Consider the following 21265-nt stretch of genomic DNA (forward strand, 5'->3'; position numbering starts at 1 on the left):
TTGCCAGAAAAAACCGTAAATTGCAAAAATGGAATAAACGGGTTTGACGGAGCCGCACCCCGCCCGGCGGAAACCAACCGGGTTCAGAGAGCCCGTTCCGGCAAAAGCGCTTCGAGCGCGGTAATGTCATCGAAACAATAATCGGCATCCGCGCCAAGGCTTTCGCGTGAGCCTGTTCCGGTCAAAACGGCGATGCGCAGACCGGCGCCAGCACTCTTTGCCATGTGCAGATCGTGGTTATTGTCGCCGACAACAGCCACGCGTTCCGGCGGGAAACCTATCGCCTCGCAGAAACCCAGGACCATACCGGGCTGCGGCTTGGTGCCGTAACCGCTGTCATATCCCGCGACAAAATCGAGGTCCTTTTCGAAACCGAAGCGGATGGCGGTCTGGCGGATGGAGTTTTCATTGTCGCTGGAGGCGATGCCAAGCTTGTAGCCCCGCGCCTTCAACCTTGCGAAAAATGCCTTGAGATCGGTTACCGGCACGGATTTATCCGCAGCCTCGGTAAATAACCGGTCGAGGCGCGCTGTCAGTTCCCCGACATCGCAGGGCGAGCCGGCGGCAACCAGACCGGCGGCGATTTCCGCCGTATTGCCGGCGGCCAGCAGGCTGTCCGGCACCACATGACCGGTGACGGGGTCCATGCCGCAGGCGGAAAGAAGCCGGTCGGCAAGAACGGGATCGCCATTGGCCGCGATGGCCGCAAGCTCGCGGTTGACCGGACCCCAGCTGGCGTCATAGCCGAGAAGCGTTCCGTCCTTGTCGAAAAGGACTGCGGCAATCGATTGTGCCGCATCAAGTTCAATATCCGCTACCATGAACCGATGGCGCTCCGCGGTTGCAGCTTGGCGGAAACGGTAAGCGGATTGATATAGGGTTCCAGCGCCTTGACGGTGGAGGACAGCGCACCGCGCATATCCTGAATGACCCGGTTGCCCGCATCGATCATCTTGTAACGCTCATTGTCGTTGACCAGCAGATAATGCACCGCCTTGGCCAGCATCTCCACATCGCGGATGATACGACCGCCGCCGGCGCGGATCAGCTTCTGATAGGCCTCGCGGAAATTCTGCACATGCGCACCTGAGAGGACGGCGCAGCCGAGCATCGCCGGCTCCAGCGGATTTTGCCCGCCTTCGGCCGTCAGCGACCGGCCGACAAAGGCAAGCTCGGTCAGCCGCAGGTAGAGCCCCATTTCGCCGATGGAATCGCCGAGGAAAATATCGGTTTCCGGGGTAATCACATCATTGCGGCTGCGGCGGGCGACGGAAAGGTTCATGCCCTTCAGCATGGCTTCCACATCATCGCCGCGCTCGGGATGGCGCGGCACGATGATGGTCAGTTGGCCGTTGCGCGACTTGATCGCCGCATGCACGGTGGCGGCAGCCTTCTCCTCGCCGTCGAAGGTGGAGATGGCGGCCCATGTCTTGCGATTGCCGACCTGCTTGCGATAGTGCTCCAAAAGCGCCTCGTCACAGGGCGGCGGATCGGTATCACCCTTGAGGTTACCCGAAATCACCACCGGCCAGGAGCCGAGATCGCGGAAACGTTCAGCATCGAGATCGGACTGCGCAACCACCAGCGCCAGTTTTGAGAACAGCGATTCCGCAATGTCGTGGCGGGCTTTCCAGCGGTCAAAGGAACGGTCGGAGAGGCGCGCATTGACCCTGATCTGCGGGATGTGCCGGCGCTCCAGTTCCATCATCGTCACCGGCCAGATTTCCGATTCCGCTGTTATGGCGGCATCCGGCGCCCAATAGGTGAGGAAACGGTTGACCGCGATCTTGATATCGAGCGGCACATATTGGTGGATCACGTCGTCGCCGAGCCGGGTGCGGGTGAGTTCAGCCGACGTGACGGTGCCGGTGGTCAGAAGCACGTAGATATCGCGCTTGCGGATTTCGCGGATCAGCGGGATGAGGGCAAGGGTTTCACCGACACTTGCGGCATGGAACCAGACGAGCGGCCCGCGCGGGCGCTCGGCGCTCGCATAACCGAAACGTTCGAGCCGGCGGCGCTTGTCTTCCTTGCCTTTCGCGGCCCGATAGGAAAGATAGGGCTTGGCGAACGGGTAAGCGGCGATACCGGCAATGCGGTAACCGGAAAGAGCGAAACGTGCGAGACGGCTGCTCATGACATTCTGCCCTTGATCATTCCGCGCAATGCCCTGCCCCTGTTCTGGTTGTTATCGCCGCCTACTTCTTCTCAAATTGCGTCATTTTTTGTCATCGGAAACGAAAGCGCGATCACATTTTCTCGTGTCGCAATACCGTGCCCTGCTGTCTCAAGCAGGAATCACGGGAAAAACCGCCCTCACCCAATAGTATTACAACGCAAGGGGAAAAGGACTCAAATTTTGTCGTCAGGATTGAGAAGACGGTGCATATGCACGATAAAATAACGCATATGGGCATTGTCGACCGTCATCTGCGCCTTGGACTTCCATGCGGTCAGCGCAGAAGCGTAATCCGGATAGATGCCAACGATATCGAGTGCGTTCAAATCCCGGAACTGAACATCCTGAAGGTTTTCAAGTTCGCCGCCGAAGACGAGGTGCAGCAGCTGTTTCGGTTTGCCAGTTTCCGTCATGTCTTTATCTCTTTCTTAAACGCTGAGAGAGGCCTTCATCTGCGGGATTTCCCGGCAAACGTCAACCGTCAGACAGATGTGAAAACGCTTTCAAAAGTGCCGGCAGTGCATAATTTGCTGCGGCGCACAATGCGGGGTGGTTTACCTGCCGGCGATTATACATCAAAGGTTTTCCATCGAGCCCGACCAGCCGGCCGCCCGCTTTCTCCAGAATGAGGTCGGCGGCGGCGAGATCCCACTCGTGCGAGTTGGCCTTGACCAGCGTTCCGTCAATGCGGCCATCCGCCACCATGGCCAGCCGGTAGGCAAGCGAGGGGACGTGCGGAATGCGCTCCACGGTGTTGCGCAAGGCTTCCGGCAGATGCGCGATCGCTTCCGCCGCTGCGGCAAGATGGAAGGTTCCGCTATTGTCACGGGTTGCCGAGATGGCGGCTCCGTTCTTCAACGCCACGCCGCCTTCCACCGCGGTGAACTCCTCCGCCAGCGCCGGCGCGACGAGCACGCCGACGACCGGCCGACCCTCATGGACCACTGCAACGCTGACGCACCAGGTGTCGCGGCCGCCGATGAAGGCGCGGGTTCCGTCAATGGGATCGACGACAAAAACGGTGGAGCGCGACAGCCTGTCCGTGTCGTCGTCCGTTTCTTCGGAAAGCCAGCCATAGTCAGGCCGGGCGGAGCGGAGAATGGTTTCGAGAATGTCGTTGGCGGCATAATCCGCCGCGCTGACCGGCGAAAGCCCACCATTCTTCCACCAGACCTCGGGGTCCTTGCGGAAGAAACCCAGCGCCGTCTCGCCCGCCTTGCGGGCGGCTCCGAGGACCAGCCTCAAATCGGAGGCCCAGCGGGCCTCAGCCATATCGTTCATTTTGCCGTCTTTTCCGCGCGCCTCACACGGCGCGCCCGTTTTTCTCTTCGCACTTGCACATAAAGTGCCCGCGAAAACAACCCGCAGGCCGCCTCACTTGCCAGCGATCGTCATACCTTCGATGGCGAGCGTCGGGGCTGCGACGCCGTATTTGCGGTCGATATCATTGGCAGGCGTCACCCGCATGAACATGTCCTTCAGGTTGGACGCGATGGTGACCTCGGAAACCGCGAAGGTCTTTTCGCCATTCTCGATCCAGAAACCGCTCGCGCCGCAGCTATATTCACCCGTGATCATATTGGCGCCGTGGCCGATCAGCTCGGTGACGTAAAAGCCGGTTCCGACCTGTCTCAGCAGGTCCTCCGGCGAGAGATCGCCCGGCTCCAGCGCGAGATTGGTAGAAGCTGGCGAAACCGCCGTGCCGCCGCGCGCACCGCGACCGTTGGTTTCAAGACCGAGTTCCCGCGCCGCGGAGGTGGAGAGGAACCAGTGCTTCAAAACACCGTCCTCGATCATTGTCATCTTCTCGCCGCGAACACCCTCGCCATCAAAGGGACGCGAGGACGGGCCACGCACGATCTGCGGATCGTCGGTGAGATGAAGGCCCTTCTTCAGAACCTGCTGACCCATCTTGTCGCGCAGGAAGCTGGTCTTGCGGGCAACCGAGGCACCGTTGATCGCACCGGCAATGGCGCCGACGAAACCGCGGGCTATACGGGGATCGAAAACGACAGTGATATTGCTGCCGGTATCGACCTGACGCGGGCCGACCCGCCGAACGACTCTTTCACCGGCGCGGCGGCCGATCTCTTCGGCTGCATCGAGATCAGCATAATAAAGGCGGCTGTCGAAATCGTAGTCGCGCTCCATCTTCGTGCCTTCGCCGGCGATGACGCTGACGGAGCGGCTGAAACGGCTACCCATGTAGCTGCCGGAAAAACCGTGTGAGGTAGCGAGGACGAGGCCGCCCATACCGCTCGATGCGCCGGCGCCGGAGGAATTGCTGACGCCTTTGACGGCCAGCGCCGCCTCTTCCGACGCAAGGGCTGCCTCGCGCAGCTGATCGGCCGAGACTTCGGTCGCATCGAAAAGCTCGAGATCGTCGTAGGACGTCGCAAGCCGCTCCTTATCCGCCAGGCAGGCAAAGGGATCTTCGGGCGAGACCTTCGCCATGGCGACGGCCCGTTCCGCCAGCGTCTTCAGGTCAAAGCCGGGATTGGCCGAAACGCTCGCCACCCGGCGGCCCACAAAGACGCGCAGGGAAAAATCGTCGCTTTCGGAGGATTCGGTGCTTTCCACCTTGCCGAGCCGCACGCCGACCGACTGCGAGCGGGAGCGGACGACAACGGCATCCGCCTCATCCGCACCGGCGGCGCGGGCAAGATCGACAAGCTGGCTGGCGCGATCGAGAAGTTTGGAAGAATCTATTTCTGAGGACATGAGTTGGCCTTTCATTCCTGTTCCATTTATTGTGCCAGCAACCCCGCATCAAGGGCGAAACGCCGCTTTCTCCATTCGGACGGTATTGTCGCCACCCTATTCGAAAGTCCGCAGCCATGACCGAGCACGACGCTCTCTTTTCCGAACCATTGCTGCTTCTGGCCGGCGCGGTCATCGCGGCCTCGGTTTTCCGCAAGCTCGGGCTTGGCACCGTGCTGGGCTATCTGGTGGCGGGCATCGTCATCGGGCCGTTCCTGCATCTGGTCACCGATGCGAAGGACATCTTCAATGTCTCGGAACTGGGCGTGGTTTTCCTGCTCTTCATCATCGGGCTGGAACTGAAGCCATCGCGCATCTGGCAGATGCGGCGCGATATTTTAGGGCTGGGGATGGCGCAGGTGCTGGTGACCGGCAGCGTGCTGGCGGCGATTGCCTGGTGGGCGGGGCTGATCGACTGGCGCGGCAGCCTCGTCGCGGGTTTCGGTCTAGCGCTTTCTTCCACCGCCTTTGCGCTGCAAATTCTTGCCGATGACGGCGACATGAATACGCGGCACGGCAACCGGTCCTTCTCGATCCTGCTGTTTCAGGATCTCGCCATCGTGCCGCTTCTTGCTCTCGTCACCATTCTTTCCAACCGGCCGGATGTGCCGACGGATTCCATGGTATCCGATCTCATAGCCTCCGTCGTTGCGGTGGCGGGCATGATCCTTGCCGGGCGCTATCTTCTGACGCCGATGTTCCAGATCATCGCCCGTACGGGTGCACGCGAGGTGATGATCGCCGCCGCCCTCTTCGTCGTTATCGGCGCCGCCGCCGTCATGGAAGCGGTGGGCCTGTCGATGGGCATGGGCGCGCTGCTGGCGGGGCTGATGCTGTCGGAATCCTCCTACCGGCACGAGCTGGAGGCCGATATCGAGCCGTTTCGCGGACTGCTTCTGGCGCTGTTCTTCATGGCCGTCGGCATGTCGCTGCATATCCATATCGTCTATGAAAACATCCTGCTCATCCTGATCACAGTGCCGGCGATGATGGCGGTGAAGGCGGGGCTGATCTATGGCCTCTGCCGCATCGCCGGCTCTTCGCGCTATGCGTCGAGCCGCATCGCCCTGCTTCTGGCGCAGGGCGGCGAATTCGGCTTCGTGCTCTTCACCACGGCTGCCGCCTCCGGGCTGTTTCCGCAGGCGACGGCCTCGATCCTCGTTGCCGTCGTCACGCTTTCCATGGCGCTGACGCCGCTTCTGGCGGTGATTTCACGGCGTCTGACCGCGGAGGATGCGGAAGAGGACAAGCTTGAGGAGGATTTCGACGGCGCGGGCGCGGATGTGCTGATGATCGGTTTTTCCCGTTTCGGCCAGATCGCCTCGCAAATCCTGCTCGCTGGCGGGCGCGACGTGACCGTCATCGACAGTTCGGCCGACCGCGTGCGGCAGGCCGCCCGTTTCGGCTTCCGCATCTTTTTCGGCGATGGCACCCGCAAGGACGTGCTGATCGCCGCCGGCATCGAGCGGGCAGATCTGGTTGCGGTCTGCACTCACAAAAAGGAGGTGACCGACCGCATCATCGACATGATCCAGTCGGAATTTCCAAGCGTGCGCATCTATGCTCGCTCCTATGACCGCATCCATTCGCTGGGCCTCAGAAAGAAGGGCGTGGAATACGAAATCCGCGAGACGCTGGAATCCGGCCTGCTGTTCGGCAGGCGCATTCTGGAAGGGCTGGATATGGATGGCGAAAGGGCGTTGGCGATTGCCGACGACATTCGCGAACGCGACGAAGAGCGGTTGCAGTTACAGGCCGTGGAAGGCATCGCCGCCGGCCGGCAGATGCTGCATAACAAGCCGGTACGCGAAGTGAAGCCCGAACCGCTGATGAAGCCGAAGACCAAGGCTGAAAAGTGGGAAGAGGATGCGGAAGACAGCGAGACGGAAGTATCGCTGTGAATTGAGTTCAACTTAGTGACTGGGAGAGCGCCACTTGTTTCTTCTCCCCGCCGGGGAGAAGGTGGCCCGAAGGGTCGGATGAGGGGGCAACGTTGCCGTAACTCTCTACCCTCGCCCCCTCATCCCGCTGCCGCGACCTTCTCCCCGCCGGGGAGAAGAAACAAGTGGCACCCGCTCGCTCCCTATTCAGGATTTAACGCTCAAGCCTCCACACCCTGCCCGCGGTGAAACAGCTCCACCTGCATCTCGATATGGCGTTTCAGCTCGTCTTTGATACCGCTGGAGGCATTCAGCACCTCCTCCGACTTCAAAAAATCCAGCACGCCGAAACGGTGGACCGGGGGGCGAAGGAAAATGTGTGGCGGGCGTAACCTCAGTTTCAGGGCAATCGCCGCCTGCATCATCAGCTGGCTGGCGCCGAACAGGCTATCCAGCCGGTTCGGCATGGTGGTGCCGTCACCTTCCGGGCCACCGACGACGTCGACGCCGATGACGATATCGGCCCGATCCAGCAGATGTTCATAGGGCACGGGATTGAAGATGCCGCCGTCGATCATGATGCGGCCATCGATGCGCACCGGCATGAACAGTGCCGGAATGGCGGCGGATGCCGCCAGCGCCTGAATGATCTCGCCGCTTTCCACCAACACTTCGGTCTGGGCGTAATAATCCGTCGTTATCACTTTGAGCGGAATGGCAAGCTCGGAAAAATCCTTCGGCAGGGCCTGCGGCATCAAGGCGTGCAGGATGAGTTCGAGGTTGAACTGCCCGAGGCGAAAACCGTCCACCGCATGGCGCATCGATGCCGGGCCGAGGCTCCAGAGCCGGTTGGCGACCGATCCTTTTCGTCCCATGAGTTCAAGCGTGTATTCGCGGATTTCCCGGCCCGTCATGCCGGCCGCCATGCCCGCGCCGATGATGGAGCCTATGGACGAACCGGAAATCGCAACGGGCCGGATGCCGAGTTCGTCCAATGCCTCGATGACGTTGATGTGGCAGATGCCGCGTGCGCCGCCGCCGCCGAGCGCCAGTCCGAAAGTCGGCTCATGGCCACCCGCGCCGTCACCTTCGAGAACCTCTTCCCCGGCGCGGACGATCGTTATGCTCTCGTTTACACCCTGCTCCATGCGAATACCCAAATTCTTTCCACGGCAAAGATTCTGCCTATTGCGCAAACAAGACAAGACCGTGGCATGACGGTAAGGTGTTCCTGTCGGAGTGTTTTCGCTTTTCTTCCAAGCGCGGAAACACTCCAACTCTTGTTCTGTCGCATGTCCGGACGGAAAACCGGGCTCCACTTTTCCTTGAAATGCTTCAGGGCTCGTAGCGGTAGAAATGCATTTTCGTATCGCCGAAGATGCGGCTTTCCAGCGGTTTGAATACCGGATCGACCTTCACCGCCACATCGCCGCGCTCTTCGAGAATGGCAAGCGCGCCAGGTGTCAGCCAGCCGCCGCTGTGCGCTGCCGCGAAAGCCTTTTCACCATGGCCATTGCCATAGGGCGGGTCGGCGAAGAGAAGATCGAAGGGCTCTATATTGTTGACGCCGCCGAGCTTGGTGGCATCACGCCGCAGGATGCGGGCGCGGCCATGCAGACCCAGCGCATCGATATTTTCCCAGAGCAGCCCCCTGCCCTCCACGCCGTTTTCGACGAAGAGCGCCACACGACAGCCGCGCGAAAGCGCCTCCAGACCGACGGCGCCGGTTCCGGCGAAAACGTCCAGAACGCGCGTGCCGTCCAGACTTTCCGGATAGGCGTGGCTCAGAATATTGAAGAGGCTTTCCCGCGTCCTGTCGATGGTCGGACGAATGGAATTCGATTTCGGCGCGGCCAATGTCCGGCCGCGGAACTCACCGCCTACGATCCGCATTACGTGTCATTCCCCTGCCTCCAGAAGGTTTGCCACCCGGGCCTTTGCCGCCCGGCTTGCCGCCGCCGGGACCGCCGGGGCCTTTGCTCTTGCCTGAGAAACCTGAACGTTCGCCCGATTTTCCGAAAGATGGTTTGCCGAAACCGGGTTTGCCGCCCGGCTTGCCGCCACGCGGCTTGTCGCCCGCCGGGCGCTCGCCGCGTGGGCGATCACCCTCTTCACGGGGCCTGTCGCGGAACGGACGGTCACCGAAGGGTTTTTCACCGCGGGCGGTGCGATCACCGAAACTCTTTTCGCCGCGTGGGCGGTCGCTGCGCGGACGATCACCCTCTTCACGCGGCTTGTCACGGAACGGCCGGTCACCGAAAGGTTTGCCGCCGCGTGCCGGGCGGTCACCGAAGCTCTTTTCACCGCGCGGACGGTCGCCGCGCGGGCGATCACCCTCTTCACGCGGCCTGTCGCGGAATGGCCGGTCGCCGAAAGGTTTGCCACCGCGTGCCGGGCGGTCACCGAAGCTCTTTTCACCGCGCGGACGGTCGCCGCGTCCGCGACCACCTTCTTCTTCGCGGGGAGAATCCGAGCGGATCCACTCGCCCTCGGCATCCGCATGCCGCACGACGTTGCGGCGCGCCTCGTCCTGGGCGGAAGGCTTCTTGAAGAGGTTTTCGGCTTCCGCGCGGGCGGAAGACTTGCGCTCCTTGCCGTCACGGGTGGGCCTTGCACCGGGCGCCATCCAGACATTGGCCGTGCGGCTGGTGCCGGCAGGCTGGCGGGGGCGACGGTCGTCGCCCTCATCCTCGCTGCGGCCCTTGGCGGCAAATTTCCCGGCGGGCTTGGAACCGAACTTGCCAGCCGGCTTGTCGCCGCGCTTGGTATCCAGCCGTCCAAGCGCCTTTTCACGACGATCCTCGGACTTACCGCTTTTTTCGAAACGCGGCTTGCCTTCCGGCGCATCGCTCTTTGCCCATTCGGATTTCACGGGCCGCTTCGGCGTGTCGTCTTCTTCATCCTCAACGGGCGCATTGTAGATCGGCGCGTCGAAATTGGCGCCGGCCTGTTCGATGAGACGCGGGCCGAGCTGGTCGCGCAGCATGCGGCCGCGCACTTCCAGCACCTTGCCTTCGGGCAGATCGCCGAGCTGGAACGGACCGTAGGAAACGCGGATCAGGCGGTTGACCTCGAGACCGAGCGCGCCGAGCACGTTCTTGATCTCGCGGTTCTTGCCTTCACGCAGGCCCATGCTGATCCAGACATTGTGGCCCTGGGTGCGGTCGAGCGTTGCGTCGATTGCGCCGTAGAGCACGCCGTCAACGGCAATGCCTTCCTTCAGCTTGTCGAGCGCTGCCTGATCGACCTCGCCATGGGCGCGCACGCGGTAGCGCCGCAGCCAGCCGGTGGTCGGCAGTTCCAGCACGCGGGAAAGACCGCCATCGTTGGTGAGCAACAGCAGGCCTTCGGTATTGATATCGAGACGGCCGATGGAGAGCACGCGCGGCAGTTCACCCGGCAGATTGTCGAAGACGGTCGGGCGGCCTTCCGGGTCGGAATTGGTCGTCACCAGACCGGCGGGCTTGTGGTAAAGCCACAGGCGCGTGCGCTCGGCGCCGCGAATAGGCATGCCGTCGACTTCGATCTTGTCGGACAGCGTGGCGTTCACCACCGGCGTATCCAGCTTGACGCCGTTCAGCGATACGCGGCCTTCCATGATCATGCGCTCGACATCGCGACGCGAGGCGACGCCTGCGCGCGCCATGATCTTGGAAATGCGCTCGGGCTTGGAGCCGCCAACGGTTTCCGGCGCCGGGGCGGCCTTTGCCTCGGTCGGTTTCTTTTCGCGCTCTGCGGCGGGCTTACCGGGGCCTTTCGGCTTCCTGTCGCGGCTAATTGTCTTGCCGCCGTCACGCTTCGGCTTGTCTTTAAAAGTCATTTGCTGTTTGCCTGTTGTTTGGGCTGTCCTATCAGGTCCAAGCACAAGGGTTAAGAGGAAATTGAATCGCAATGGCCGAAAGGACGCATTTCATGGAGCTGGCGCTTGTCGAAGCCCGTGCCGCGGCTGAGCGGCAGGAGGTTCCGATCGGCGCTGTACTGGTTCTGGACGGCCGCGTCATCGCCCGTTCCGGCAATCGCACCCGTGAATTGAACGATGTGACGGCGCACGCCGAAATCGCCGTGATCCGCATGGCCTGCGAGGCGCTGGAGCAGGAACGCCTGCCCGGCGCCGATCTCTACGTGACACTGGAGCCTTGCACCATGTGCGCGGCGGCGATTTCATTCGCCCGTATCCGCCGGCTTTATTACGGCGCGCAGGACCCCAAGGGCGGCGCAGTGGAGAGCGGCGTGCGTTTCTTCAGCCAGCCGACATGCCACCATGCGCCGGATGTCTATTCGGGTCTGGCGGAAAGTGAAAGTGCGGAGATTCTGCGGCAATTTTTCAGAGAGAAACGCCTCGAGGATTGAGCGGCGGGCGGGAGAAACAAATTTCCCGCCAGCCATCAGTCATATTTTACTGAAAGGGGTTCCACCAGCTCTTGCCGGTGTTCGCCACGGCCGCTTCTTTCTTGCGGCGCTTTGCCTTCTTCTGCTCCGGCTCACCGAGATCGGTCAGCTGATCCTGCGGAAGGCTGCGATATTCGGCTGGCGGATCGGTCAGGAACTTGCGCTGGGCATTCACCACGGAGCCGCCCTGGGCGTCAGCCTTGGCCTTGCGGAAGGCTTCCCATTTCTGACTTTCGGTCATCTGGCCGGCGGTGCCGTTGCCGGCGAGCAGCGGCGAGCGGTAATGCGGGTTGTTTTTGTTGGCGTCCGCCTCATCGCGCAGACGTTCACGGGTTTCTTCCGGCGATTCGACCCATTGCGGATTGTTTTCGCGGTTCGCCATGTTCTGCTGCGGCGTGGTCAGCTGTTCGGCGCGGGCCTGTGCGGGAACGACGAGGCCCGGGCGGGGGCCGTATTTCAGGTTGCGCTTGCTCTGGTCACCGGTGATCGAGGTCGCGTTGCCGAGGTCGTCGACCAGCTGTTCGGCCGCCGTCTTGCCCGTACCGTAGGTCGGGCTGGTGCAGGCGCCCAGCAGCACGCCTATCGTCGTGACGCCAACAACCGTGCGAAACATGCCCAAACCCTGCGCACTACCCTGCCCAAAAGCCTTCATCATCTTCATTGAAACCCTTCCAGCCGTCCGTCCCACTTCGCCAGACATCGTCTTTCGGCAGGCGGCAGCCCGCATTGCCGTGCAAATCCGGCCATTTTCAGGCAGGTGTACCGGATGAAGAGGCAAAGCGCAATTCATCCGGTCATTTTCGTTACGAGAGTGCGGCTAGCTCACGCAGGGCCGCCGCATCGCGGGCCGAGACGTCGGGATACTCCGGATCGGACCCGACATCGGTGGTGATGCGCCAGGAGCGGGCGCATTTTGCGCCTTCCGCCAGCTTCTGTTCGACCACGACCTTCGCCACTTCCGGCAAACGGAAGCCATCGGCCGGGCCTTCATCGCCCACCACCGAGATGGCGGAGGTGATGCAGATTTCGGCAAAATCCTGCCCCTTCAGCGCCGCCAGAAGATCGGCGTCGGCAATGTGGACGACAGGGGCAGCTTCCAGTGAAGAGCCGATACGCTTTTCACGGCGTTCCACTTCAAGCGCGCCAGTGACGACCGTGCGGACCTTGCGGATCTTCTCCCACTTCGCTTCAAGCGCATCGTTTTTCCATTCCGCCGGAATTTCCGGGAACTGGACGAGATGCACCGATTCCGCATCCGGATAGCGCGACAACCACGCTTCTTCCGTCGTGAAGGGCAGCATTGGCGCGAGCCACGATACCAGGCAATCGAACAGCTTGGCGATGACGGACAGGGCCGCGCGGCGCTTCAGCGACGACGGCGCGTCGCAATAAAGCGTGTCCTTGCGGATATCGAAATAGAAGGCGGAAAGCTCGACATTGGCGAAATCCACCAGCGCGCGGGCGATCTTTTTGAACTCGAAACCGTCATAACCTTCACGCACGACGCCATCCAGTTCGGACAGGCGGTGCAGCACCAGCTTTTCCAGTTCCGGCAGATCGTCATAAGCGATCTCCTCGCCCTCGTAATGGGCGAGCGTGCCGAGCATCCAGCGGATGGTGTTGCGCAGCTTGCGATAGGCATCGACATTGGTCTGGATGATGGCCTTGCCGAGGCGCTGGTCATCCCAGTAGTCTGTTGTCATGACCCACAGGCGCAGGATATCGGCGCCCGCGTCCTTCATGACTTCCTGCGGCGAGACGACGTTGCCCTTGGACTTCGACATCTTCTCGCCCTTCTCATCCATGGTGAAACCATGGGTGACAACGGCGTTATAGGGCGCACGGCCGCGCGTCGCACAACCTATGACGAGCGACGATTGAAACCAGCCGCGATGCTGATCGGAGCCTTCCAGATAGACATCCGCCGGCCATTTGAGATCAGGGCGGTCTTCCAGTGTGAAGGTATGCGTACAGCCGCTGTCGAACCACACGTCGAGAATGTCCATGACCTGCTGCCATTTGGCATGGTCGTGGTCATTGCCGAGGAAGCGTTCCTTGGCGCCTTCAGCAAACCAGGCATCAGCGCCTTCAGCCTCAAAGGCCTCCACAATCCGTTGATTGACGGCATCGTCGAGCAGAACCTCGCCCTTCTCGTCCGCGAAAATCGCTATTGGGACGCCCCACGCTCTCTGCCTCGAAAGAACCCAGTCGGGTTTGCTTTCGATCATGGCGCGCAAACGATTCTGACCGGAGGGCGGCACGAAACGTGTCGCCTCGACTGCACTGAGCGACCGCGAGCGTAGCGTGGTGCCATCGCCCAACTCCGTTTCCATGCTGATGAACCATTGCGGCATATTTCGGAAGATGACCGGCTTCTTGGAGCGCCAGCTGTGCGGATAGCTGTGCTTCAGGCGGCCGCGCGCAAACAGGTTGTTTTCCGCGATCAGCGCCTTGATGACGCGCTCATTGGCATCGCCCTTCTTGCCGTTATCGTCCATGACACGGGCAGCACCGCCTTCGGCCGACGGGCCGAAACCGGGGGCGTCTTCGGTGTAGAAACCGGCGTCATCGACCGGGAACGGGATTTTGGTATCGATCCCGCGTGCTTCAAGGGTGCGGACGCTGTTCGTCCAGGCATCAAAGTCCTCGCGGCCATGGCTTGGCGCGGTGTGCACGAAACCCGTACCGGCATCGTCGGTGACGTGATCGCCATCGAGAAGCGGAACCGGAAAGGTGTAGCCAAGCGACGCCAAAGGATGGGCGCAGGTGATGGCGGCCAATTCTTCGCTTGTCACATCGCGAACGAACTTGAAGGTCAGCTTCGCCTTGGCAGCAGCCTCATCGGCAAGCTTCCTGGCGAAGATGAGCTTTTCACCCGGTTGCGGGCCGAAATCGTTCTGCGCGCTTTCGACTTCGAACAGGCCATATTCGACCCGCGACGAAAACGCGATGGCGCGGTTGCCGGGGATGGTCCACGGCGTCGTTGTCCAGATGACGACTGAAGTACCAAGCAGATCCGTCATAGTGGGACCATCGCGTAGTACAAACTTCACCGGGAATTTCACCCAGATCATGTCGCTCTCGACATCGTGGTATTCGACTTCGGCTTCCGCCAGCGCCGTGCGCTCGACCACCGACCACATGATCGGCTTGGAGCCGCGATAAAGCTGGCCGCTCCGGGCGATCTTCAGGAGTTCACCGGCGATGCGGGCTTCGGCGTGGAAGTTCATCGTCGTATAGGGGTTTTCGAAGTCGCCTTCGATGCCGAGGCGCTTGAACTCTTCCGACTGAACCTTGATCCAGCCGGCCGCGAAGTCACGGCATTCCTTGCGGAATTCGTTGACCGGAACCTCGTCCTTGTTCTTGCCCCTGGCGCGATAGGCTTCCTCGATCTTCCATTCGATCGGCAGACCGTGACAATCCCAGCCGGGCACGTAATTGGCGTCGTAACCGCGCATCTGGAACGAGCGCGTGATGACGTCTTTCAGGATCTTGTTCAGCGCATGGCCGATGTGGATGTTGCCGTTGGCATAGGGCGGGCCGTCATGCAGCACGAATTTTTCGCGGCCGGCGGCGGAGGCGCGCAGCTTTTTGTAGAGGCCCATTTCCTGCCAGCGTTTCACCGTTTCCGGTTCCTTCTGCGGCAGGCCGGCGCGCATCGGAAAATCCGTCTGCGGCAGATAGAGGGTGGAGGAGTAATCCAGTTTTTCTGCGGTGTCGCTCATAATCATACCGTTGTTGCGCGCCGTGTCGGTCGCGCCGTCTCAATTTCAAAGAGGGCAAATACGGAAAGCGCCATGACAAAAGTCATGACAAGCGCCAAAATCCCGGACCTTCCGGCTCGTCAGAGCGGGCGGAAGGCCGGGCCAATAATTCGGCCAATCTGAGTTTTAAACATCAACCGGTATTGGGACATGGCCGGTTGTTTATGCGGTTTTCCGGCAAAAAGGAAGAGAAAAGCGACGGCGTTCTCGGCCGGAACAGTGCTAACCGGCCTTACCCGGTCAGAACGCGATCCTGGCGTCCAGTTCGCTGAGCGGGCGCACGCCCGATAACATCGCCCTCGCCTCTTCTTCATCGCGCCTGATCTGGGCGACGAGCGGATCAAGACCGTCAAATTTCAATTCATCGCGCAGGTGCCCGAAGAAGGAGACCGAACAGACCTCGCCATAAAGATCGCCGGAAAAATCGAAGACGAATGTTTCGAGCAGCGCCGCACCGTTTTCGGTGACGGTCGGGCGGTAACCGAAGCTCGCCACGCCATCGCGGATCGAACCGTCCGGGCGGCGGAACCGCACGGCATAGATGCCGGCCTTCAGCTCCGTTTCCGGCGCCAGCGCCATGTTGGCGGTCGGATAACCCAGCGTGCGACCGAGCTTCTGGCCGCCGATGACTTCGCTTTCCACCGTGAAGCGATAGCCGAGCAGGCCGGCGGCGCCCACCACATCGCCTTCGCACAGAAGCGAGCGGATGCGGCTGGAGGAGACGACATCCGCACCTTCGTCGCGGAAGGCATCCACCAGCGTCACGTCGAAACCGTGGCGTTTGCCGGCCGCCATCAGAAATGCCGGGCCGCCTTCGCGGCCCTTGCCGAAATGGAAATCGAAGCCGGTGACAACAGCGCTGGCGTGAAGCCAGTCGACCAGAATGGACTGGACGAATTCCTCCGCCGAGCGCTGCGAAAATTCCCGGTCGAAGGGATATTCGATGACGGAGCGGAAACCGATGGCCTCGAGAATGCGCGCCTTCAGCGGCGCGGGCGTGAGGCGGAAGACCGGCGTATCGGGACGGAAGACGGAACGGGGATGCGGCTCGAAGGTCAAAACCAGCGCGGGCACGCCGCGGGCTTCCGCCAGTTCCAGGGCACGATCCAGCACCGCCCGGTGGCCGCGATGCACGCCGTCGAAATTGCCGATGGCGATGACGCCGCCGCGAAGGGCTTCCGGCAGCGGCTCCTTTTTTTCATTGCGGTGAAAGACGGTCATGGCAATCGATCCATTCCTGCGCCAGCTATTCCTTAGCCGAGACGGCTTCAAGCAAGACGGGGCATCCACCAGCCGGGAGCAGCACCCTGCCCCTTGAGATAGGCGTTGAGAAGCGCCTCGTCCGTCTGGCCGTTCAGCGTATATTCGGCGGCGTGAATGCCGCCGCTGATATAAAGAAGGTTTAGGCCGCTCGCAATCGCGCCCTTCACATCCGTCGGCATGCCGTCGCCGATGGCGAGCACGCGGTCCTTGGCGAAGGCGCCGCGCACTTCCTTGGCCGCCGCAAGGCAGGCCTCATAGATCGGCGCATGCGGTTTGCCGGCAATGCGGACTTCGCCGCCGAGCTGTTCGTAATAGGCCGCCATGGCGCCGGCGCAGGGAATGATGCGCTCGCCGCGCTCCACCACAAGATCGGGGTTGGCGCAGATCATCGGTGCATTGCGGGCGATGAAGCCCTTGAGCATTTCGGTATAATCTTCCGGCGTTTCCGTCTCGTCGTCGAAAAAGCCGGTGCAGACCACGGACTGCGCTTGTGTCTCGCCAACGACGTCAACATCAAGGCCTTCCAGCAGCGGCATGTCGCGCTCGGGGCCAAGCAGGAAGACCTTTTTCGGGCCTTCCGCAATCAGTCCGCGGGTCACGTCGCCAGAGGTGATGATCCGATCATAAGCCTCATCCGGCACGCCGAGAACACGAAGCTGGGCGATGACGCCGGGAGCGGGGCGCGGCGAATTGGTGATGAGCACCACCGTCTTGCCAGCCTTGCGCGCTTCGTGCAGCGCAACTGCCGCATCCGGAAAGGCGCTGACGCCATTGTGCAGCACGCCCCAGACATCCGAAAGAATAACGTCGAACCCAGCCGTGATTTCGCCGAGAGTGAGAATGCGATGGGCCATGAGATGCTTTCCGGATGCTAGAAAAGGGTGAGCGTCACATCGCAAAGCGGGACGCCAATGGCAAGGAAAAAAGCGCCGCCAGGGCGGTCTTTGACCCGCCTGACGCAGCATGAACACAAATACCCCCTAGATACGATGCGGCCGCAACCCGCGAAAAGAATGTCGTCGCGGCGCCTGCCCGCACATGGGAAATTTCTGTCATGGAACGCTGATAACCATAAGCCATGAAATTTTTCAGACAGGGCGTTCTTGACTCCGGCAGAAGCCCTCCTTATCTCGGTTCCGCTGGCACTCGATAAACGAGAGTGCTAACACCCATCAGGCGAGTGCAAAAACTCGCGCAGTCATTTGATCGAGGGATTAGACAATGACAAGCACCAACTTCCGCCCGCTTCACGATCGCGTCGTCGTTCGTCGCGTTGAGTCCGAAGAAAAGACCAAGGGCGGCATCATCATTCCCGATACCGCCAAGGAAAAGCCGCAGGAAGGCGAAATCGTCGCCGTCGGTTCCGGCGCACGCGATGAGTCCGGCAAGGTCGTCGCTCTCGACGTCAAGGCTGGCGACCGGGTTCTGTTCGGCAAGTGGTCGGGCACCGAAGTCAAGCTCAACGGCGAAGACCTTCTGATCATGAAGGAAGCCGACATCATGGGCATCATCGGCTGATTTCGGCCAACCCATCCTTCCTTAAATTTCAAGCCGGACCCGTTCCGGCCATTCGAAACCAGGAGTTTTGAACATGGCAGCCAAAGAAGTAAAATTCGGCCGCACAGCACGCGAAAAGATGCTCAAGGGCGTCGACATTCTTGCTGATGCAGTGAAGGTCACCCTCGGCCCGAAGGGTCGTAACGTCGTTATCGACAAGTCCTTCGGCGCTCCGCGCATCACCAAGGACGGCGTTTCCGTCGCCAAGGAAATCGAACTGGAAGACAAGTTCGAGAACATGGGCGCGCAGCTCGTTCGCGAAGTTGCCTCCAAGACCAACGACATTGCCGGTGACGGCACCACCACCGCGACCGTTCTGGCCCAGGCCATCGTTCGCGAAGGTTCCAAGGCAGTTGCTGCCGGCATGAACCCGATGGACCTGAAGCGCGGTATCGATCTGGCCGTCGCTGAAGTCGTCAAGGACCTTCAGGCCAAGGCCAAGAAGATCAACACGTCCGAAGAAGTTGCACAGGTCGGCACGATCTCTGCAAACGGCGAGCGTCAGATCGGCCTCGACATTGCTGAAGCAATGCAGAAGGTCGGCAACGAAGGCGTCATCACCGTTGAAGAAGCCAAGACCGCTGAAACCGAACTCGAAGTCGTCGAAGGCATGCAGTTCGACCGCGGCTACCTGTCGCCCTACTTCGTGACCAACCCGGAAAAGATGATTGCGGACCTCGAAGACGCATACATCCTCCTGCACGAAAAGAAGCTCTCGAACCTTCAGGCCATGCTGCCGGTTCTCGAAGCCGTCGTTCAGACCGGCAAGCCGCTCGTCATCATCGCTGAAGACGTCGAAGGCGAAGCTCTTGCAACGCTCGTCGTCAACAAGCTGCGTGGCGGCCTCAAGATCGCTGCTGTCAAGGCTCCTGGCTTCGGCGACCGCCGCAAGGCCATGCTGGAAGACATCGCCATCCTGACCGGTGGTACCGTCATCTCCGAAGACCTCGGCATCAAGCTCGAAAACGTTACTCTCGACATGCTCGGCAAGTCGAAGAAGGTTTCGATCTCCAAGGAAAACACCACCATCGTTGACGGCGCCGGCCAGAAGTCCGACATCGAAGGCCGTGTTGCCCAGATCAAGGCGCAGATCGAAGAAACCACCTCCGACTACGACCGCGAAAAGCTGCAGGAACGTCTTGCCAAGCTCGCTGGCGGCGTTGCCGTTATCCGTGTCGGCGGCTCGACGGAAGTCGAAGTGAAGGAAAAGAAGGACCGCATCGACGACGCTCTCAACGCGACGCGCGCTGCCGTTCAGGAAGGCATCGTACCGGGCGGCGGCGTTGCCCTGCTGCGTTCCTCCACGAAGATCACCGTCAAGGGTGAAAACGACGATCAGGAAGCTGGCGTCAACATCATCCGCCGCGCCCTGCAGGCTCTGGTTCGCCAGATCGCAGACAACGCGGGTGACGAAGCTTCGATCGTTGTTGGCAAGATCCTCGAGAAGAACGAAGACAACTACGGCTACAACGCCCAGACCGGCGAATATGGCGACCTGATCCAGCTCGGCATCGTTGACCCGGTCAAGGTTGTCCGCACGGCTCTGCAGAACGCAGCCTCGGTTGCTTCGCTGCTGATCACCACCGAAGCCATGATCGCCGAGCTTCCGAAGAAGGACGCTCCGATGCCGGCAATGCCGGGCGGCGGCATGGGCGGCATGGACTTCTAATCAGTCCTGTCACCGGAATTAAGAAAGGGCGGTCTTCGGATCGCCCTTTTTCTTTGCCGGTACCTACGTGATTGACGGAAGGCGGCGCAGCTTAACGGCCTCATCCTTGGGCCGTCCCCAAGGATATAATCACATCCAATAAAATCAGTCGTTTGCAGGTTCTTGGGCCTCTCCCAAGAAGGACGTCGACGCTCTCGCGAGAGATGCCACATGGAATCAACAGGTTGCACAATTCTTAAGGCCGCAGGAGGAGAAGTTCGTGTATTGTCCCGTTTTGGAACAGGCGTGATTTTATCCGGCTATTTTTTGCAGCCCTATGCAATAATGGGGCACATTCACCAGCGAATCACCACCCCATACGGGGCCGACCTCAACTCGGACCGTCTTATAAGTGCGCTGTTTAGTTGTACTTTTTCGCATGCCTCACGATTTTGAAGAAGAAATACATAATATTTTTGATTTTCTCACTGAGTGGTTGTTGTAGGTAGTGGAAAATAAACTATAAGTCAGCCCCCGTAAGGGTTCCGCGCCGAGGCGGCCACGCATTGAAGGGGTTTCGATGTATGGCAAATATGCTCGACTGCGGGGGGCGGTAAGGGTTCAACCTAGCAGTGGCGCTTGAAGCGACGGTGCTGGCACGTGTTCATGCGGGGGGCGCGATTTGTTTGAAATATCAAGACGCAACGATGCTCTGCCTGCGGCGGTAACAACCACGCCCGATCCCCGGACCCTGTCGCATTTCTTCATGTCGGAGGAGTGGAGCAGCGATCTTTCGAGCGGCGTCATCCGGCTCGGCGAACATGCGTCATTTATGCACGGCCTGCCGCCGGGCGAGTGCGGATTGCTCAGCCTTGTCCGCTGTTACGACCGCGCAGACCACGCCCGCGTGCTGGAACTTTTCGAGCAGGTTTCCACCGCGCCCTCACGTTTCTGTTTTTCAACCGGCCTTTCCATCTTGCCGGCGATGCGGCAGCCGGTCATCTGCATGGGTGAATCTTCCGGCTTCGAAAAAGGCCAGCAAGGGCGCATAACCGGACTTTTCCTGTTTCCGCGCTTTGAGGATATTCGCTTCGCCGCCTGAACATAATCCGGATAGACACCCGAGACCGTTCACAAAATGAAGACGATTTGTCTTCTATTGTTCATCTTTATGGGCGGATGATTTTCGGTCATTGATATCTCCAGACATTGCAGTTCAACCGGCGACACGCCGATTATTTACCGGAGATATCCATGTCCACCAGCCAGAACGTTCTCGTTCTCATCGCCCGTCTTCTGCTTTCCTTCATCTTCATCACCTCGGGCTTCAGCAAGCTCGTCGATCCGGCCGGCACGGCCGGCATGATCAACGGTGCCGGCCTGCCCGCCGCAACCGCGCTTGCCTATATTGCAGGCCTGTTCGAACTCGTCGCCGGCCTTGCCATTCTCGCTGGTTTCCAGACCAAGATCGCTGCCTGGGCGCTTGCCGTTTTCTGCATCTTCACCGGTCTGGTTTTCCACAGCGGCACCGTTGCCGTTCCTGGCTGGCCTGAGCCGGCTCTTGGCTGGATCAACACGCTGAACGGCATCATGATGGTCAAGAACATCACCCTTGCCGGCGCTTACATCCTGCTTGCCGCCTTCGGCGCTGGCGCCTATTCCGTCGACGCCAAGCGCGGCGCGGCTGTCGCCCACGCATAAGCGAAACCGATTACCAAAAAAAAAGCCGCCGGATCACTCCGGCGGCTCAGACTGCTGACAAACCCCTGGCGTGAGCTGGGGGTTTATGATTCATTGGGACATGTTGAAGAAACCTGCTCCTGAA

The 21265-nt window shown here is 60.6% G+C and carries 18 protein-coding genes; 6 read left to right on the forward strand and 12 right to left on the reverse strand.

Annotated features, from left to right (window positions below; translation table 11 throughout):
- Positions 1–83 precede the first annotated feature (83 nt).
- From BS627_RS09730 to BS627_RS09750, 5 genes are all read right to left on the reverse strand, one after another.
- Positions 84–821, reverse strand: a complete 738-nt coding sequence (locus tag BS627_RS09730) for an HAD family hydrolase (protein WP_077982860.1) — start codon at positions 819–821, stop codon at positions 84–86.
- A complete protein-coding gene (waaA, locus tag BS627_RS09735) occupies positions 815–2137 on the reverse strand; it encodes a lipid IV(A) 3-deoxy-D-manno-octulosonic acid transferase (protein WP_077982861.1) in 1323 nt (440 codons plus the stop codon). The genes BS627_RS09730 and waaA overlap by 7 nt, the downstream gene beginning before the upstream one ends.
- Positions 2138–2352: 215 nt before the next feature.
- Positions 2353–2592, reverse strand: coding sequence for a DUF4170 domain-containing protein (locus tag BS627_RS09740; protein ID WP_006313175.1), 240 nt, complete (start codon positions 2590–2592; stop codon positions 2353–2355).
- A gap of 61 nt (positions 2593–2653) precedes the next feature.
- Positions 2654–3460, reverse strand: coding sequence for a 3'(2'),5'-bisphosphate nucleotidase CysQ (locus BS627_RS09745; protein ID WP_077982862.1), 807 nt, complete (start codon positions 3458–3460; stop codon positions 2654–2656).
- Between the two features lie 93 nt (positions 3461–3553).
- Positions 3554–4900: a TldD/PmbA family protein gene (locus BS627_RS09750; protein WP_077983051.1), complete on the reverse strand. Its 1347-nt coding sequence runs from the start codon at positions 4898–4900 to the stop codon at positions 3554–3556.
- Between the two features lie 116 nt (positions 4901–5016).
- On the opposite strand from BS627_RS09750, the gene BS627_RS09755 reads away from it, so the two are divergent.
- Positions 5017–6840 carry a monovalent cation:proton antiporter-2 (CPA2) family protein gene (locus BS627_RS09755; protein WP_077982863.1) on the forward strand — a complete coding sequence of 608 codons (1824 nt, stop codon included), beginning with the start codon at positions 5017–5019 and terminating at the stop codon, positions 6838–6840.
- A 200-nt stretch (positions 6841–7040) separates the two neighbouring features.
- Here BS627_RS09755 and BS627_RS09760 read toward each other — a convergent pair whose 3' ends face one another.
- The 3 genes from BS627_RS09760 to BS627_RS09770 all read right to left on the reverse strand — a co-directional run bounded on the left by BS627_RS09760 (position 7041) and on the right by BS627_RS09770 (position 10639).
- Positions 7041–7967 carry a patatin-like phospholipase family protein gene (locus tag BS627_RS09760; protein WP_077982864.1) on the reverse strand — a complete coding sequence of 309 codons (927 nt, stop codon included), beginning with the start codon at positions 7965–7967 and terminating at the stop codon, positions 7041–7043.
- A 187-nt stretch (positions 7968–8154) separates the two neighbouring features.
- Positions 8155–8712, reverse strand: a complete 558-nt coding sequence (gene rsmD / locus BS627_RS09765; protein ID WP_077982865.1) for a 16S rRNA (guanine(966)-N(2))-methyltransferase RsmD — start codon at positions 8710–8712, stop codon at positions 8155–8157.
- Positions 8693–10639, reverse strand: coding sequence for a pseudouridine synthase (locus BS627_RS09770; protein WP_077982866.1), 1947 nt, complete (start codon positions 10637–10639; stop codon positions 8693–8695). The genes rsmD and BS627_RS09770 overlap by 20 nt, the downstream gene beginning before the upstream one ends.
- A gap of 71 nt (positions 10640–10710) precedes the next feature.
- Between BS627_RS09770 and BS627_RS09775 the strand changes: the two genes are divergently transcribed.
- On the forward strand, positions 10711–11169 hold the full coding sequence (locus tag BS627_RS09775; protein ID WP_077982867.1) for a nucleoside deaminase: 459 nt from the start codon (positions 10711–10713) through the stop codon (positions 11167–11169).
- Positions 11170–11215: 46 nt separating this feature from the next.
- Here BS627_RS09775 and BS627_RS09780 read toward each other — a convergent pair whose 3' ends face one another.
- The 4 genes from BS627_RS09780 to BS627_RS09795 all read right to left on the reverse strand — a co-directional run bounded on the left by BS627_RS09780 (position 11216) and on the right by BS627_RS09795 (position 17089).
- The gene (locus BS627_RS09780; protein WP_077982868.1) at positions 11216–11869 is read right to left on the reverse strand and encodes a hypothetical protein; all 654 of its coding nucleotides are present in this window, start codon (positions 11867–11869) and stop codon (positions 11216–11218) included.
- A 142-nt stretch (positions 11870–12011) separates the two neighbouring features.
- The gene (gene ileS, locus BS627_RS09785; RefSeq protein WP_077983052.1) at positions 12012–14933 is read right to left on the reverse strand and encodes an isoleucine--tRNA ligase; all 2922 of its coding nucleotides are present in this window, start codon (positions 14931–14933) and stop codon (positions 12012–12014) included.
- A 279-nt stretch (positions 14934–15212) separates the two neighbouring features.
- Positions 15213–16193, reverse strand: a complete 981-nt coding sequence (locus BS627_RS09790; protein ID WP_077982869.1) for a bifunctional riboflavin kinase/FAD synthetase — start codon at positions 16191–16193, stop codon at positions 15213–15215.
- A 47-nt stretch (positions 16194–16240) separates the two neighbouring features.
- On the reverse strand, positions 16241–17089 hold the full coding sequence (locus tag BS627_RS09795) for a TIGR01459 family HAD-type hydrolase (protein ID WP_077982870.1): 849 nt from the start codon (positions 17087–17089) through the stop codon (positions 16241–16243).
- 367 nt (positions 17090–17456) lie between these two features.
- On the opposite strand from BS627_RS09795, the gene groES reads away from it, so the two are divergent.
- The 4 genes from groES to BS627_RS09815 all read left to right on the forward strand — a co-directional run bounded on the left by groES (position 17457) and on the right by BS627_RS09815 (position 21141).
- Positions 17457–17753 (forward strand): co-chaperone GroES, encoded by a 297-nt coding sequence (gene groES, locus BS627_RS09800; protein ID WP_077982871.1) that lies wholly within the window; start codon positions 17457–17459, stop codon positions 17751–17753.
- Between the two features lie 73 nt (positions 17754–17826).
- Positions 17827–19461, forward strand: a complete 1635-nt coding sequence (gene groL, locus BS627_RS09805) for a chaperonin GroEL (RefSeq protein ID WP_077982872.1) — start codon at positions 17827–17829, stop codon at positions 19459–19461.
- Between the two features lie 661 nt (positions 19462–20122).
- On the forward strand, positions 20123–20542 hold the full coding sequence (locus BS627_RS09810) for a hypothetical protein (protein ID WP_077982873.1): 420 nt from the start codon (positions 20123–20125) through the stop codon (positions 20540–20542).
- A 152-nt stretch (positions 20543–20694) separates the two neighbouring features.
- Positions 20695–21141 (forward strand): DoxX family protein, encoded by a 447-nt coding sequence (locus BS627_RS09815; protein ID WP_077982874.1) that lies wholly within the window; start codon positions 20695–20697, stop codon positions 21139–21141.
- Positions 21142–21265 lie beyond the last annotated feature (124 nt).

This window comes from Agrobacterium salinitolerans, from assembly GCF_002008225.1.
In the GTDB taxonomy this organism is placed as follows: domain Bacteria; phylum Pseudomonadota; class Alphaproteobacteria; order Rhizobiales; family Rhizobiaceae; genus Agrobacterium; species Agrobacterium salinitolerans.